This window comes from Emticicia sp. MM, assembly GCF_001649495.1.
In genome coordinates this window covers 49,849-67,772 of record NZ_LXHX01000009.1, presented here as the reverse complement: position 1 = coordinate 67,772, position 17,924 = coordinate 49,849, and the positions used below count along the sequence as shown (strand labels likewise).

The window sequence follows — 17,924 nt, the reverse complement described above, 5'->3', positions numbered from 1 at the left end:
CTAAAGATTTTCTTCTTTACTATTATCGTCGTTGCTATTTTTTTCTTTGGCTTCTTACCTAGCATGATTGATAAATCAATGAATAAAGTAACTAGCCAACCCCCATTCCCGAAAGATAGTGTTTATGAAGCCATTCCTTTCATTGCTGATTTGCACTGCGACGCTCTTCTTTGGGACAGAGATTTCTTCGAAAAACATAATTATGGCCACGTTGATTTACCAAGAATGCTTGAAGCAAATATGGCCTTACAAGTTTTTACGATTGTAAGTAAAACACCCCGCGGAATTAATATCGAGCACAACGATGACCACACCGACCAAGTAGCTTTGCTTAATTTTGCCCAACTTCGCAAGCCAGCCGATTGGTTTAGTATCAAAACGCGTGCTTTAGACCAATGCCATGACCTTCATAGCTTTGCCAAAGAATCGGGTGGAAAATTTAGAGTAATTACTTCCAAAAGAGACTTAGAAAAATATATAGCGGACCGAAAACAAAATCGTTTCATTACTGCTGGAATGTTGGGTGTTGAGGGAGCTCACTGCTTAGAAAATGATATAAACAATCTTGATGTTTTGTATGATGCAGGGGTTAGATATATTGGTTTAGCACATTTTTTTGATAACGAATGGGCGGGTTCTGCTCACGGTGTAAAAAAGGGTGGACTAACTGAAAAAGGTAAAGATTTAATCAAGAAAATGGCTGAAAAGAATATGGTTATTGACTTGGCTCACTCTTCTCAAGCAACCATAAGCGATGTATTGAAATTGCATAGCGGGCCAGTAGTTGTTTCACATACGGGTATTAAAGGTGTTTGCGATAATAATCGAAATTTAACTGATGAACAAATCATCGAAATCGGTAAACACAATGGAATCATTGGCATTGGTCTATGGGAAACAGCCGTTTGCGGAACTGATGCCGCCGCAACTGCCAAAAGTATCAAATATGTAGCCGATAAAATTGGCGTTGACAAAGTAGGTTTAGGTTCAGATTTCGATGGTGCAATTGGAACTCATTTTGATGTAACTGGTTTGCCACTTATCGTAAAAGCACTCGAAAAAGAAGGATTCAATCAAGAAGATATTACTAAAATTATGGGCGGAAATATCAGAGATTTTTTCCTTAGAAACTTACCCAATTAACGCTTACCTTGATTTCTGACGGTATAAGTAAAAGTCAATAAGAAATACCTACTAAGAGTATTCGAGCGGTCTATTTCAAAGAAGTTCTCATCCGAACGCGGCGAAAGATAAATATTCCGCTTGAATACATCTTGCACAGAAAACATGAGTTCTCCCCTATTATTTTTCAAAAATAAATGTTTTACGGCTACATTTAAAATCGGAATCGGCTTGAGAGCATTATTTAAGCGAGAACTCTGATAATAAGTATAATCAAAATCAGTTGCTAGTGTAAATTCCTTGGTTATCCTCCAACGTAAATCTGTGGTGTTTTTTAATATTGAAAACGTTTGATTAAATTCTTGATTGACCGAATAAGTAACAAACGATTTCTGGTAATTTGCCGCAACAATAAAGTTAATCTTATCTGTCAAATAGGTAAACTTAAAATCTCCTCGATATTGATTTTGCGTGTTCAAATTATTCACACCATTTACTAAGCTGTTTCCTTGCGAAACCAAATATCTCGGACTTATCGTTATCCTCATGCGATTCTTTACTTTTCCAATCGAAAAAGTATAATTCATACCTAGGTTGGCATTCAAACGATATGGCATATTTACGGGTTGTGTTGTACGCACAAGGGTTTCACTTACCGTTTGGGCGTAGGCAATGGCATTTTGTGTATAATTTAGATTCCCGCTGATACCAATATTCGTGAAAGTTTTGGGGTTGAAGATATTATCATTCAAAAATAATCTATGTACATACTCAGGCTTCAGGTCTGGATTTCCAAGAAATATATTCTGTGGATTATTATTAACCGTAATTGGTTGTAAATCTCTTACCGATGGCTCACTTACAGCTGTATTATATTCAAAAGTGACATTATTATTTACTTTTCTTAGGTTTTTATTATCGGCATTTCTACGGAACGAATATCGCATTGACGGCAAAATATTCTGAAATCTGCGTTCTAAGACATTATCAGATGCTCGCTTCACAATACTTTGCAAAATAGATTTCTGATAAAAAACGCCTACCATCAAAGTTTTCTCTTTGGTTTCATTATTTAACTTAAAACCTGCTTGCTGAAAATCAAATCGACTACTATAGGCATTACTCAAAACATTATTTTGCACAAAAGTGGCATTGACAATATCCCAAACATCGAAATTCGAACTATTGATATTTTGTTGATAGGCATAATTGCCTTCTAATGTCATATTTTTAGCCAAAGGCTCTGTATAGGCTATTTGAATGCGTTGGTTTTGCTGTTTGGTTTTTCGAAGGTTTTCCTGATTGATTGTTCTTTCTACAATTGCTCCATTAACTTGATTTCGATTTAGTGTATTGGTTGAGTCGCTGTTGGTATCTTTATTCAAATTAAAAACAGCATTCAAGCTTATTGTTCGGCGTGGCAATGAAAATCTGTGTCGAAGTAAAAGACTATTATTATAATTTTGTCCATTAGAGTGATTCCGTACCGTTCTGTTTGAAGTATTTACCACCGTGTCTCCTAAAGAAAAAGTGCTTATCTTAGAAAGTGTATTCGTGAGGGCATCACCAGCAACAGTGTTCACGGAAGTGGTGAGTTTCAGTAAGTTTTTTTCATCGAAATGGTGTGTAAGTATGGCATTCAGTCGGTGGTTATTGTTATCACGATTTTGTTGTGTATTCTGGTCAGTATTGATAGTTTTAGAGGGTAAAAAACTCTGTCGAAACAAGTTTCTCAACAAGTCAGTATGCCCTGCATTAAAGAAATAACTACTTTGAAATGAAGACTTCTTGGCATATTGATTATTATAATTCAACCCTGCACCTTCGGTCGAAACAATGCCGGGTCGTTTACCAACGACAATCGGTAAGTTTACATTTGCGGCATTTCCGCCACCACCTCCACGATTTGATTGTGAATTTAAGCTTGAAAAATTGGCAGCATCTTGTGGCGTAAATCCTTGCTGATTGAGGTTATTTAATAGCCCAATTACTGAAAACTGCTCACTCGGACTAAATCTATTGATTGAAGTTTTGGCATTGTAGAAATCAGGCGAATTATCAAACTTCGGAAAACCCGCTACCGAACCAAAACCAAATGTTCCTTTTTTGTGAGAATCTTTCAGCGTAACATTAATGACCATTTCACGTTCGCCATCATCTACTCCCGAAAACTCTGCCTGTTCGGTCTTTTTCTCAACGACTTGTATTTTTTCAATCGACTCAGCTGGTAAGTTTTTCAAAGCGAGTTGCGGGTCATTTCCGAAAAACTCTTTCCCATCAATATACAATTTTTTAATAACCTTATTTTGAGCTTTGATTCCTCCATTTTCATCTATTTCCAAAGCTGGTACTTTCCTTAATAAATCTTCAAGGTTATCATTTTGCTGGGGTTTTAATACGCCTGCATCAAACTCAAGGGTATCTTTTTTTACAGCTACTGGTTCTTTGTTACCTTTTACTATTACCTCATTCAGCACATTATCGGCACTTTTAACTAATACATTTCCCAAATCAGTAAAATCACCCTGAATTGTAAATGGGAAAACGGTCGTTTGATACCCAACTACGGATATTTTTAATAAATATGATTTGGAATTACTTAGAATGAATTCGAAAGAGCCATTTTCTTTCGTGAGTTGGCTACTAATATTAGAAGAATCTTTGGTAACAAGCACACTAATAGTTGCAAAAGGAAGCACTTGATTATTTTCGTCAATGGCAATTCCTCTAACTACTGATTTAGGTTGAGCAAAAACCAAAGACGAAAATAACATAAACAAAAGCATCAATGTTTTTTTCATCTTTGGTAAAAGAGCGTTTTTAGTTTTTTCGTATTAGTATAGTACAAATATAATTTGCTAAATGCTTGAGCTGTAATAGAAAACGTCGAGTTTGTGTTTTATAAAGACCAAAGTTTCAGAAAATTCGTCGAAAGGGCATTTTAATTGAATAAACCTGTAAATTTTGTTGGCATTTCAGTTTCAAATCTTACATCTTTTTTTGTAATGGGATGCTTAAATGCCAATACCCAAGCATGCAAACCAAGACGTTTGAGAGGATTTGATTTTGCCCCATATTTTTCATCACCAACCACTGGGTGCCCAATATCTTTGGCATGCACACGAATCTGATTTTTTCGACCAGTTTCAAGATTTACCTTCAAAAGCGAGTAGTTTTTATTGCTTTTTAATACTTCGTAGTGCGTAATTGCTTTCTGCCCTACCTCCGTGTTTTTGGTTGAATACATAATCAAAGCTTTGCTTTCAACTAAATATGATACGATGGTATCTTCTTGTTTTTCAACTTTTCCCTCAACTACAGCTAAGTAAGTGCGTTCTTCTATGGAATCATTCCAAGATTCCTGTAAAAGTTTCTGAATTTTTTCGCTCTTAGCAAACATCATCAAACCCGAAGTCTCGCGGTCGAGGCGATGCACCACAAAAATTCGATTTCGGGGGTCTTGTTTTTTTACATGGCTACTCAAAATACTATATGCCGTATTATCTTTTTGTTTTTCGGTAGCAATCGATAAAATGCCAGCCTGCTTTTCAATAACAATTAGGTACTCATCTTCAAAAACAATATTCAAAGCTCTATAACGCTGTTCTTCAGGCATTTTTCTCCACTTTACTTCTACCTTTTGTTGAGGTTTAAGCGGATGATTGAATTGAGAAATCGCCTGACCATCTACAAAAATCTGTTTTTCTCTCAATAAAACTTTTATATCATTTCTACTACGATTTTTTATCTTTTCGAGTAAAAACACCAACAATTCACTTTCAACCTCAACTTTAAATTGAGTAGAATCAGACTTGCTAGGTTTATTATTTTGTCTTTTATCTTGTTTGAGCATTTTAATTTATCAGCTTCCAATATTTGTTTCTATATTCAAAGGTAGTTTGAAATTAATGAAATGAGTAAATTTTTTAGATTTTCTAAGGTTTTTCGCCAATGATTAGGCAATTCCTCAATAAGAATTACCTTCGTAATTAAGATGCAGACCCACATATAATGCTGATTTTCGATGAAAATATAATAAACATTTGTAAAAATTTGCGTTGATAAATATGTGTTATCTGCGGTTTGAAAATTTATAAAAACATATACTTAATCCCGAACTTACATTGCTTTTAGTAATGCTTTAAGAAAGTTATGCCTGAAAAGAACCAAAACCATAAAAAAAATGTAGTATAAGTTCAGCAAACAATATGTATTACTGCTATGACAGGCAATTTTGAAGAATTAGTAAGTTCGGATGAACCCGTTTTAATAGATTTCACGGCCGAATGGTGCAAACCTTGTAGAAAAATAGACTCAATGCTCAATCAATTAGTTGAGGAAATTGATGAAGAGGTTTTGGTGATGAAAATTGATGTAGATAAAAATCCTGCTCTACGTAAAAAATATAAAATTGAGGCAGTTCCAACCCTCATTTTGTTTCAGAATAATAAACAACTTTGGCGACACACTGGCCTTATTTCGGTACCTGAAGTGGTAAAAGCCATTGATAAAGCATTATATTAACGAGAAAAGGACGAGCATAAACCTCGTCCTTTTTTTATTTATTGAATAATCACTCTGCTAAAACCTCTATTGTTTCTTTCGAGTCGAATTTGTGTAGAAATTCGCTCTTTTATTGACTCTACGTGCGAAATAATTCCTATATTTTTCTGTGATTCCTGTTGTAATTTTTCTAAAGTATTTAATGCTAAATCTAAAGATTCGGGGTCGAGCGTTCCGAAGCCTTCATCAATAAATAAGCTATCAAGTTTGATATTCTTTGATGCCAAATCAGATAAAGCCAATGCCAACGAAAGACTTATCATAAAAGTTTCACCACCCGAAAGGGTTTTTACGGAGCGGCGTTCGTTACCCATGTATTGGTCAACAATCATCAATTCGTCCTCGTCTTGCTCACTCGGTTTATCGAGTAAATATCTATCCGATAAATCCTTCAAACGTCGATTGGCTAAAGCAATTAATCGAGCGAGCGTAAGTCCTTGAGCGAAAGTTCCAAACTTTTTACCAGTAGCATCGCCAATATATTTATCCAATAGCTCCCATTTTAAATTATCCTTTTCTAAAGTTGCTAATTGAATTTCTAAACGCTGAATTTCCTGCTTGGTATTTTGTAATAAAGTCAACGTAACTTCATGGCGAGTTTGTTCTTCAAGCAATGTTGTTTGTCTTTTCTTAATTTCTAATTGTGTTTCAAGCATGAACGCCAAACTTGTGGTAGCATCATCTGATTTTCTTAGATTCTCAATTTCAAGCTCATGTTCTTTGAGTTGACCCATAAGTGTTTGACTTGCCACCAATAAATTTTGTTTTTTCTCGCGTAAAACTCTTTGCATTTCTGCACTTAAAATAGCCGCCTGACAAGCCAATGTATTTTCAAAACCTGCCAATTTTATCTTTGATTCGAGCGATGAAAATTCGTTTTCGTATGTTTTATTTTTAGGTGCAATCTCATTTTTTAAATCATTTATTACTTTAACCGAAGTTTGGATAGCCGTTTGTGTTTGCAAGTAATTGGTTTGAATATCATTAAATTCTTTTTCAAAATCTTGCCCAGCGTATAATTCTTTTATTTGTCCAATTAATTGATTATACGCCAATTGCAAACCTTTCGCCTCACTACATCTTTTATAAAGCAATTGCAAATCTTTGTATTTTTCAACTTTACTTTCAATACTTTGTAAAGCCGACTGTTGACTTTCTATATTTTTTAATTGTCCATCAATACTATCACTATTTCCGACTTTGTCAATTTTAAGGGCAGTTTTAATCGAATCAATTTCTGTCAAAACTGCTTTTTTCTGAACCTCAAACTCTTTGAGGTTTTGAACTGCACTTTTGCTCAATGCTTCCGCCGAAACAATTTGTCCGTTGAGTAACTTAAATTGTTCATTGAGTTCTTTCTCTTCTTTTTTAGCCTCGGTCAATTTTTGGTCAACCTCAACGTAATTATTGGCATAATGGCTTAAAAAAGGGTGTTCGAGCGAACCGCAAAGCGGACAAGGCTCATCTTTTTTCAATAGATTTTGGCGGTCTCTTTCAAAATTATATGATTTACCCAAACGCTCTTTCTCTGTTTCAAACTGTTTGATAATTTGTTCTAATTCAACCAGTCTTTTTTGCGTTTTTTCGAGAATTGGACGTTGTTGGACAATCAATTCAGTTTGTGTTTTTTCTTGGGTTTGTTCCTTCTCAATTGCCCGATTGACATTCACAAACTGCACAACACAGTTTTTGAGTTGAGCATAATTTCTAAATTCAAAAGCTAAAACTTCACGCTTAACAGCAGCTTCAGAGGCATCCGTAATATTAGCTTGTTTGAGTGTTTCGTCTAAAATATTTTTATGAGAAATACCTACATTTTTTATCTGCTGAATATTTTCATCTGAGATTTGGCTAACAGAAAACTGTAAATTTCTATCGGCAATTTTTGTGAGTAATTCCGTAATTTGAGCTTCGAATGCCTTCTTTTCTGCCTCCTGAGCCGCTTTTTTATTATATAATTGACTAAGATTTTCTCTAAGCTGCTGAAGACTTATTAAAGCATTTTCGAGCGTAAGATTAGGCTCTTTTGTTAGTCCAGCAATTCTCAATTGAATTTGATTCAAAACTTTAGAATTATCAGCAAAACGCTTTTCTTCTTCCTGTAATCTTTGATTTAAGTTTTTTAGCTCATTTTCTTGATTCTGTAAGCCTAAAATCAATGCTTGAAAAGGTTCGGCTTTTTCGTGGTTTTGTAATTGAACCGCCTCATTTTTTTCAAATTCAAGTAAAGCCACTTGGGCTTGTTCGAGGCGTTGTTGTTTTTCTTTAATGAGTTTTTCGAGTTCAAAAATCTTATTTTTTTGAGCAATTTTTTGTTCTAAAAGCGTAATTTCTGAAGCAATTTTCTCTAATTCTTGAGCAATCTCAATTTTCTTGTTCAACCAATCCTGCTCTTGCTCTGGACTTGCTAATTTTCTTTTTTCTGCATCAATTAATGCACGAACATCGCGTAATTCAAGCCCTTTTTCTTTGGCAACTTCAAATGCTTTTTTACCAAGTTTACGATAAATTTGTGTACCCGTAATATCTTCTAATAATTTACCTCTTTCATCTCTACCCGACTTCAAAAATCTCGCAAACTCACCTTGCGAAAGCAAAATCGACTTAATAAATTGGTCATAAGATAAACCAATCAATTCTTGATTTTTATCGGGCACCTCACTCTTTTTCAGAGGTAAAATTGCCTGTGTTCTTAAGTCAATAATCTCCATGCCATAGTCATTGAAATTATTGTTTTTGTTCAGTTCTATCCACCATTTTGAAGTAAATACGCCAGATTTGCACGAAAACTCAACTTCTACGGCACATTCTCGTTCTCCTTTGGTAAGGATTGAACCCGCAGATGCGATGAAATCTTTTGAAATCTTTTTGTCGAATCTCGGAATTCGATTAAAAAGTGCTAAAGTAATGGCATCAAGTAAGGTTGATTTGCCCGCACCTGTCGGCCCGACTATGGCAAAAAGCCCAGCAGAACCCAATGGATTCGCAGTAAAATCTATAGAATGTTCACCTTTGAAAGAATTAATATTTCGTAGGTATATTTTATTAATTTTCATCTTCTTGCTCTACTAAAAGTAAAAGTTCTGTGAATGCTTCCATCATCAATTTTCTATGCTCCTCCGACAAGGTATTTTCTCTTTCGAGCCTTTTTTGGAGCATATCTTTTTCTGTAATTTCGTCTATACTTTGCCCTTCTAAAAACAATTCTTCACTGCTTTTTACTTCATTTTTGAATGTTAGACGATGCTTTAATACAACTGCATTTTCATCATCAAATAATGCAATAGAATCATTTAACAATTTTATTATTAATGGGTCGAATGATTCTTCGATTACCTCAACCTCAATAAATGCTTTTAGGGGAAATTCGTTTTGATAGGAAGCCAATTTTGCTTTAACAGACTCAAATGTACCTGAGATTCGTTTTAATTCTCTGAATTTAGGTACTTGAAATTCTGAAATTTGACTGATGGTATTTTCAGTGATATCTAAAATTAAAACTATTTTTTTGTCATCCTTTTCGCTAAAACTTAATGGAATTGGAGAGCCAGAATAGCGAACCCTATCGGTACCACCAATACGTTGTGGTCGATGAATATGCCCTAATGCTACATAATTGAAAATCTCTGAAAAATCATTTCCCTCTACTGCAGCCAAATTTCCAATTTGAATTTCTCGCTCGGATTCTGATGAACTTGCCCCCTGTGCATACAAATGCCCCATGGCTATCTTTACTTTATCGGCATACTTTTCCTGACAAAATTCTGCCAGTTCGTTGTAATGTTTTTTGATACCCAAACGAACATTCTCAATTCTTGAAGCACCCGTTTCTCCCTCAATAGCTTGTCGAATATCCGAATCTCGTAGGTATGGAACCGCACATATCACTACATTTTCGTGTACAACTATTTCGTTAGTAATTGGAGTTGTGGCTCCTCCTACCACCGTTATATCGAGCAAGTTCAAAATTTCTTTAGGTGCATCGAGCATTTGTGCCGAATCGTGGTTGCCGCCTGTTATAATAATTCTACAACGAAGCTGAATCATTTGCCTCAAAAACCAATAGTACATGGCACGAGCTTCGAGTGGTGGATTAGCCAAATCGAAGATGTCACCTGAAATCAACAAAAGGTCAATTTTTTGTTCTTTGATTATCATAATCAACCAATCAAGAAACAACTGGTGGTCTTGTGAAAGGTCATATTTATGGAGTTTTTTTCCTAAATGCCAGTCGGCAGTATGAAGTATTTTCATATTTGATTAAACCGATAATTAATCATGGATTTGATTTGAATAATTATTCAACAACAAAAATGGCACATCCTTCTGAGATATACCATTGAAAACTGATTTGTTTTGTATAATTACTGAAAGCCCCTTTCGAATATACCTTCGCAATTGTCAAGAGTAATATCCAATAAAGAATAACGATACCTTTGCAATTTTTTAGATAATATTTTTGCACTTTCTAATTTTTATATAATTTTAGGGGCACTTTATAAAAAGTGTACTAACTAATTAACTATAGCTAATAACATGAGAAAACTAATCAGAACCTTAGCATCCATTTTATCTTTGGGTGTGTTTATGACTTCTTGTACATCTGAGATTATTGAAGTTTCAGATTCTAAATCTTCATCAACTACAAATCAAAGAAGTGCCGCCAGAACAACTGCCCAAAACTTCGAACCAAATGAAGTATTAGTAAAATTTAAAACTGGCGTTTCAGAGTCAAAAAAATCAGAAATTTTAGACAAAATTGGTGGAAAACTGAAAGAGAAAATCTTAACCAAACTCATGGAAAGGTTTGGAGATAATGATGGAATTCAACTCGTACAAATACCAATGAATGCTTTAGAAGCAATTGCACGTGTAAAAGGCCTTGGTGAAATTGAGTATATCGAACCAAACTATATTTACACACACGATGCTGTTTCAAACGACCCATATTTTACTAATGGTTCATTGTGGGGTATGTATGGCTCAACTACCTCTCCTGCCAACCAATTTGGCTCAAATGCTGCTGTTGCTTGGGCAAATGGCAAAACGGGGACTAATACTGTCTATATAGGTATCATTGACGAAGGGTATATGTACACACACGAAGACTTAGCTGCCAATGCTGGAGTAAATCCTGGAGAAATTAGCGGTAATGGTCGAGATGATGATGGTAACGGTTTGGTAGATGATGTCTACGGCTGGGATTTTGATGGAAATAATAATACAGTTTTTGATGGCACTGGCGATGACCACGGTACACACGTGGCAGGAACCATAGGCGGTGTTGGTGGCAATGGAATTGGTGTTGCTGGTGTATGCTGGAACGTTAAACTTTTAAGTGCTAAATTTCTAGGAAGTCGTGGCGGTACAACTGCAAATGCTATCAAAGCTGTTGATTACTTTACTGATTTAAAGATTAGAAGCGGCTTAAATATTGTAGCTACTAATAACTCTTGGGGTGGAGGTGGCTTCTCGCAAGCATTACAAGATGCCATTACACGTGCTAATAATGCAGGGATCTTATTTATTGCAGCTGCAGGTAATAATAGTAGTAATAATGATGCTACGGCTAACTACCCTTCTAATTATAACGTACCAAATGTTATCGCTGTTGCTTCTATTACAAACACTGGTGGATTATCAAGTTTCTCTAATTACGGTGCTACTCAAGTTGATTTAGGAGCTCCAGGTTCAGGAATTTTCTCAACAGTGCCTGCAAGTTCGAAAGGAAAAATAATTTCGAGTTATGCTAGCTATAATGGAACCTCAATGGCTACTCCTCACGTAACAGGAGCAGCTGCTCTATATGCTTCTGTTAATGCAGGGGCATCGGCAGCAACTATCAAAAACGCCATTTTGTCTTCAGTAACGCCTACGGCATCACTTTCTGGTAAATGCGTAACGGGTGGAAGATTAAATGTAGGTTCTTTCTAAATTATTTTGAAATTATAAAATTTAAAAGGCATCAATTATCTATTGATGCCTTTTAAATTTTCACTATTTTACTTTTTCTACTTTCTTTCAATCGAAATAATTTTAAACTCAGTTCGGCGGTTTCTTTGATGCTCCGCTTCTGTACATTGTACACCATCACCACATGAATTTACGGGTTCGGATTCTCCTTTTCCTACCCCACGCATGCGTGCACGAGCAATACCTTTATCTGCTAAATAATCAACTACCTCATTGACTCTTCGTTGTGAAAGCATGAGATTATCAAGAGCATTCCCGCGGGTATCGGTATGTGAACGAATTTCAATAATCATATTCGGATTTCTCTGCATAGTTCGTACTAATTTCTCTAATTCACGTGCAGCATCACTTCGAATCTTATAACTATCAGAATCATAATAGATATTATCCAGTTTTACTATATCGCCAACTTTATACAGTTTCGTATCAAAAAACGAACCCGTGGCAGGTACTACTGGTTTCTTTTTCTTGAAAATACTTGTTATGATACTACGTTTTTCTTCAATTTTGGGAATCGTTTCTGAAGATTTTCCGAAGTTTTCTTTGAAAGACTCTAAAACATAATCACAATTAAGTTCACGTTTGAACTCATAGGAACCATCGGCACCTGTAGTCATTTCTTGAGCAATACCAGTGCATTGATTGATAAATCTTACACGAACACCTGCAATTGGCGTACTATCTTTCCCTGCGGTAACGATACCTCTAAAAATGCTTGAACTTATATTATCGTTTCTTCGAGAAACCAAGGTTTCACTCACAGAATCAACTTTTTCTACTTTCTTATCTAGTTTACTTTTCTCTATAATTATTTCTTTTTTCAAATAAATATCCAACTTTGAAACCTCATAATCTGAGGCATCTTTGTTAGAGAAACTAATACTTTCCGCTTGATAACCATTTTGTTTTATTAAAAAATTAAAGTCGTTATCAGCTTCTAAGCAAAGTTTTATCGTACCAATATCATTTGTTATAGCACTTTCTCTGGTAGTTACATTGTCTTTAATTTCATATTCAAACCTTATTTTATCAAATGGCTTTTTGGTATCATTATCGAAAATATTTACAACCACTTCCCTACAACCATAGAGGGTGCCAAGGCGAGTAAATTTATAGATATCATCATCTATTCCGCCACGTTTTCGATTACTACTAATAAATCCTGTTCGGCGTTCACTATCAGTAATAATACCAAAATCATCTCTACTCGAATTGAGTGGAGCTCCTAAATTTCTAACCTTTCCACTTGGCATACCAGCCGCCGTACTCATCGGAACAAAGAAAATATCTAAATCGCCCAAACCTGGGTGGCCATCAGATGAAAAATAGAGATTTCCTCTTTCATCAACAAATGGAAACATTTCATTGCCTCGTGTGTTGATACTACCCCCTAAATTCTGTGGCTTTGACCATTCGTCGTTCTCATATCGAGTCATCCAAATATCAGTACCACCATATCCCCCCGGCATATCCGAAACAAAATACATGGTTTTATCATCGATAGTGAGGGTTGGGTGGGCACAAGAATAATCATTACTATTGAATGGAATTTCTTTTATCTTACGCCAATCATTATTTTCATAGTCAGCTGTATAAAGCTTCAACCGACTGATTGCTCCGTTCTTCTTCTGACCCAAAACGCCTCCACTCCCAATTAGTGTATTTCTGGTAAAAACTATTTTCATTCCATCATGAAAAAAAGCACACGGACCTTCATGATATTTCGAATTGAGATTCTTGCTAAATTTTTCGGTTTGAATTGAAGGCTCTTCTTCGTAATCTAGGTACTTACTTCCTGTAATATATTCGGTTCCCTTACGACCCACAGTTTTAGCATCGTTGGCTGTAGGTGGCGTGTAATAGTCGGTTCCAAGTTTTTTTGAAGGCTGGGTATTTTTTTGAGTAACCATTTGGCTACTTGAACCAATAGCAGAAGCCCCCGATTCTGTTCCAAGTGCTTTAAGGTCTTCGAGATAAAATAAATCAAGGAAAGAAGAAGCATCCCAATTAAAAACACGGCGTATTTGTGAGTTTTCGGTTCGACCTGAAACAAATACTAAGCCTTTTTTATAATAAACAGGGCTAAAATCAGCACTACTTGAATTGATACCTACGTATTCGATTTTATAACTACCAACATTACGTTCTAATGCTTCGCGGTTGCTGTTGAGTTTGATAAATTCGATTCCTCTTTTATCTTGTTCCTGCAATTCATTAAACTTTTGCCAGTTTTGATTTGCCTCCAAAAACTTACTATTACTGGTAAGCACTTGAGCAAAATGTCGGTAGGCTTTAATATCTTCCCCCTTGAGTACTGGATTTGCACTTAAAGTTTCTCGATATACCCGTTCGGCATTTTGATAATCCTTTACTAACTTATAACTTAATGCTAAATTTAATTTTGCCTTTAGAATTTCCTCATCAGTAGCACCCTTTGGCTTTCTCAATGCTATTTCATACAATTCAATTGCTTTCGCATAGCCTAAAGTTTCGAATTGGGTATTCGCTTTTTGAAAAACCTTTGAAGAACTTTGGGCCACAGAAGCAAAAGTAAATGTTATGAGATATATCAAACTTATGATTATCCTTTTTGGCATTACTTGAAGATTACTGTTTTAAATTAGACATAAGCCTTTGTCAAAAACCATGCCTTTAACTATTATAATAATTTTAATATTTATTTATTGAATTGATAACTAACCGATCAATTCAAATGCAGAGGGTTATTGAAATACCTATTTTAAGCAGAATTGAAGTTGGTTATTTATAATTAGTCAGGCTAGAATTTTTATTGGCTTAGGAAAAAGTTTAAAAATTTGCGAAATTGTAAAGATGTTACCACAAATTTTTAAACTCTAGATATCAAAAAATTTATCAATGCTAATTTTGCTGATATTATTTTACATTTTCTGCAAAACTAATCTTTTTATTATTTGAGTGTCATCTGAATGCCATCAGTTTTTACAGCGAGGGTCTCTTTATAATTTCAAAATTTCTATTCAAAATCGCTCAAAATTGGGCAAAAGATAATTAAGATTTTAACTTAAATACAAAAATTTGTATATAAGTAAAAGATGTCATTTGGGCATAAAGCCCAAATGACAAAGCAATAAACATAAAGTTTACTGCTTTTGTAAAGTACACTCAATAGTAATTGTTTCAGTTTAAAACTTTATAAAACGCTGCTCTAGCAATACTTATTTAATAAATAATTAAATATTATCTGTCTTTCACATTCCATAGAACTTTTAAACACTAATGTTAAGTGGCTTATTTTTTGCCAATACCCGTTGCACTATTTTAAATCTATGCTAGTTTTATTGGATGAAGCTTTTTAATACTTCAAGAAGGTGACTACTCAAACCTTTCTCGTCTTTGCTAAAATATCTTCATTGACACTCAATCATCAGTAATAAACTAAACAAAAATCATGCTAAAAAATTAGTAAGCGGATATATATTTATAAAATACATGGCAACATCTTTATTTTCATGGAAAATCGCCGTTATTTTGTAGCACAATAAAACAAATAAATAAGTGAAGCTCTGGCAAAAGGAAAGCATAAGTAAATCTGGAAAAGAGGCTGCTCTTCGGATTGAAAAATTTACCGTTGGACAAGACCGTGAAATGGATCTGTATTTGGCGGAATTTGATATACTCGGCTCAATGGCACATGCCATCATGCTAGAAAGTATTGGATTACTCAAAAACAATGAATTAGAGCGTATATTGAAGGAATGTCGAAAAATATACAATGATATATTAGAGGGTAAATTTCTAATCGAAGATGGTATAGAGGATGTTCACTCACAAGTTGAATGGCTATTGACACAAACACTGGGAGATGCTGGAAAAAAAATACATAGTGGCCGCTCTCGTAATGACCAAGTTTTAGTTGACCTAAAGCTTTTTATGCGTCATCAGGTACGTGTTGTCGTTGAAAAAATAAATACATTGTTTACGAAATTGGTCGAACTGAGCAATAAACACAAACATGATTTATTACCAGGCTATACACATCTCCAAATTGCCATGCCTTCTTCATTTGGTTTGTGGTTTGGAGCTTATGCTGAAAGTTTAATAGACGATACCATCGTCATGCAATCGGCCTATAAAGTTGTCAATAAAAACCCGCTAGGTTCGGGTGCGGGGTATGGTAGCTCATTTCCATTAAATAGAACACTCACAACAAAACTTTTAGGCTTCGATGAACTTAATTACAATGTTGTTTATGCTCAGATGACTCGTGGTAAAAGTGAGTATGTTGTTCTTTCGGCACTTACTTCATTAGCCAATACCCTTTCAAGAATGGCAATGGATGTGTGTTTATATAATTCTCAGAACTTCAATTTCTTGACTTTACCCGACGAACTTACGACGGGCAGCAGTATTATGCCGCACAAGAAAAATCCGGATGTGGCAGAATTACTCAGAGCTAAAACCAATCGACTAAAAGGTTTGCCTACTGAATTGGCATTCGTGACAAGCAACTTACCAAGTGGGTATCATAGAGATATGCAAATTTTGAAGGAAATCTTAATGCCTGCCTTCGACCAAGTTTTTGAGTGTTTGGATATTGCCCATTTTATGGTTTCTAATATTCAGGTAAAACCAAACTTATTAGCCGATGATAAATACGACCCAATTTTCTCGGTTGAACGAGTAAACGAATTAGTAATGCAAGGTTTACCTTTCCGTGATGCCTACTTACAAGTAAAAGATGAAGTATTTGGAGGAACTTACGTAGCATCGCGTGATTTGAACCATACTCTTGAAGGTAGTATTGGTAATCTTTGCAATGATGAAATTAGCAGATTAATGAAAGAAACATTATCTGGTTTTGGTTTTGAAAAAGTTGATGAAGCTTTAGATAAATTAGTAAACTGGAAATAATTAAAACAGGAGTCTTTCCGAAAGAAACTCATTGCCCTACATTGCCATCAGTTTTACCTTGCCGTCAGTTTTAACTGATGGAATCTAGTAAAATCAACACAAACTTGACTTTAATCTAAATAAATTGTTTGACTAAAGTCAAGTTTGTTAGTTGAAAAGTACCCATCAGTTAGAACTAATGGCAATAAATTAATTTCTATTGATAATTATAAACTATCCAATTCATTCTTTCGAACTTTATGACTTCACTTATAACATACTGCTAATGCAATTTTAGAATCGGCCGTACCGTAGTATAAGTACCACTGCTTCTTGAAATGAACTAATCCTTCTACAAAAACCACATTGTTTACTTGCCCTGTTAATTCGTATGGTTTATCGGGTTCAAAGAAAAATGTTTTCGAACGGTCAAGGATTTTAGTTGGGTCATTTTTATCAAACAACACTTGCCCTGCACGATAAGCATTTTTGGTATCAGTACTTTTGTTCTGAAAACCTTTATTGGCACTATTATAAATCAAAAATATACCTTCATCTTTGATAAAAGCTGCTGGACCCGACTCAACTAACCAACTATCAAAGTTATCATCACGGGGTTTTACAATTGGTTTAGGCTTACCCGTTTCATCTTCAAGAATCTTCCAATCAGTTAAGTTATCCGAACTTGCTAAAAATAAATTGGTGTCTCCCCAATACATCCAATATTTCCCTTTGATTTTTGTGGCCACAAACTTATCTCCTATTTGCTTACAAATGATAGCTCCTGATTTCGACCAAAGCATTTCATTTTTAGGCTCCTTAAAAGCTAAGCCTTCTTTTTTCCATGTTTGTAAATCAGTCGACGAAGCCACACATAAACGTGCCGTTTTTCCATCATATGCGGTATAAGTTAAGATATACTTCCCATCTTCGGTTTCTACCAAACGAGGGTCTTCGCAGCCACCCGGATACTCATATTTTTTCATGAAATCATTATCAGGATAGAAAACTGGCTTTGTTTGACGCTTGAAATGAACCCCATCTTCGCTTACTGCCAAACCCAGACGAGAGGTACCATCTACAACTTTAAGGGTATCTTCTGCACGATAAAGCATATACACTTTACCATCGCGTACAACGGCTGAAGGATTATACACATCTTTGGCTTCCCAGTTTATGCTTTTCTGTAAAATAGGGTCATTAAATGTGGTTGTATCATTAGGTAATAAAATTGGGTTTTCTACATCAGCCTTTATGAATGGCGTAAGCTGCCAGCTTTGCTCGGTTTTATTTTTACACGAAATTGCTAAAACAGCGAGTAGAACAAAGTATTTTTTCATAGGTTTGTATGAATATTTTTGGTTGAATTTTCAGCCCAAAGATATAGATAAATT

At 35.0% G+C, this 17,924-nt stretch carries 10 protein-coding genes; 4 read left to right on the top strand and 6 right to left on the bottom strand.

Annotated features, from left to right (window positions below; genetic code table 11):
• The first annotated feature begins 78 nt into the window (after nucleotides 1-78).
• Entirely contained in the window at nucleotides 79-1,143 is a 1,065-nt protein-coding gene (locus A6M55_RS01280) for a dipeptidase (protein ID WP_229235459.1), read from the top strand.
• Here the strand turns inward: A6M55_RS01280 and A6M55_RS01275 are convergent.
• Nucleotides 1,140-3,923, bottom strand: a complete 2,784-nt coding sequence (locus A6M55_RS01275; protein WP_064196197.1) for an outer membrane beta-barrel protein — start codon at nucleotides 3,921-3,923, stop codon at nucleotides 1,140-1,142. The two genes, A6M55_RS01280 and A6M55_RS01275, sit on opposite strands and share 4 nt — an antisense overlap.
• A gap of 140 nt (nucleotides 3,924-4,063) precedes the next feature.
• Complete coding sequence (locus A6M55_RS01270; RefSeq protein WP_064196196.1) at nucleotides 4,064-4,975, bottom strand: RluA family pseudouridine synthase; 912 nt, start codon at nucleotides 4,973-4,975, stop codon at nucleotides 4,064-4,066.
• Nucleotides 4,976-5,343: 368 nt separating this feature from the next.
• On the opposite strand from A6M55_RS01270, the gene A6M55_RS01265 reads away from it, so the two are divergent.
• A complete protein-coding gene (locus tag A6M55_RS01265; protein ID WP_015029500.1) occupies nucleotides 5,344-5,646 on the top strand; it encodes a co-chaperone YbbN in 303 nt (100 codons plus the stop codon).
• 38 nt (nucleotides 5,647-5,684) lie between these two features.
• On the opposite strand, the gene A6M55_RS01260 is transcribed toward A6M55_RS01265, so the two are convergent.
• Nucleotides 5,685-8,741, bottom strand: a complete 3,057-nt coding sequence (locus A6M55_RS01260; protein WP_064196195.1) for an AAA family ATPase — start codon at nucleotides 8,739-8,741, stop codon at nucleotides 5,685-5,687.
• On the bottom strand, nucleotides 8,731-9,939 hold the full coding sequence (sbcD, locus tag A6M55_RS01255) for an exonuclease subunit SbcD (protein WP_064196194.1): 1,209 nt from the start codon (nucleotides 9,937-9,939) through the stop codon (nucleotides 8,731-8,733). Before sbcD ends, A6M55_RS01260 begins: the two co-directional genes overlap by 11 nt.
• Before the next feature lie 282 nt (nucleotides 9,940-10,221).
• Here sbcD and A6M55_RS01250 point away from each other — a divergent pair, with 282 nt between their 5' ends.
• The gene (locus A6M55_RS01250; RefSeq protein WP_064196193.1) at nucleotides 10,222-11,619 is read left to right on the top strand and encodes a S8 family peptidase; all 1,398 of its coding nucleotides are present in this window, start codon (nucleotides 10,222-10,224) and stop codon (nucleotides 11,617-11,619) included.
• A gap of 77 nt (nucleotides 11,620-11,696) precedes the next feature.
• On the opposite strand, the gene A6M55_RS01245 is transcribed toward A6M55_RS01250, so the two are convergent.
• Nucleotides 11,697-14,231: an OmpA family protein gene (locus A6M55_RS01245; protein WP_197491643.1), complete on the bottom strand. Its 2,535-nt coding sequence runs from the start codon at nucleotides 14,229-14,231 to the stop codon at nucleotides 11,697-11,699.
• A 964-nt stretch (nucleotides 14,232-15,195) separates the two neighbouring features.
• Here A6M55_RS01245 and argH point away from each other — a divergent pair.
• Nucleotides 15,196-16,551, top strand: coding sequence for an argininosuccinate lyase (gene argH / locus A6M55_RS01240; protein ID WP_064196191.1), 1,356 nt, complete (start codon nucleotides 15,196-15,198; stop codon nucleotides 16,549-16,551).
• A gap of 245 nt (nucleotides 16,552-16,796) precedes the next feature.
• Here argH and A6M55_RS01235 read toward each other — a convergent pair whose 3' ends face one another.
• Complete coding sequence (locus A6M55_RS01235) at nucleotides 16,797-17,870, bottom strand: glycoside hydrolase family 130 protein (RefSeq protein ID WP_064196190.1); 1,074 nt, start codon at nucleotides 17,868-17,870, stop codon at nucleotides 16,797-16,799.
• Nucleotides 17,871-17,924 lie beyond the last annotated feature (54 nt).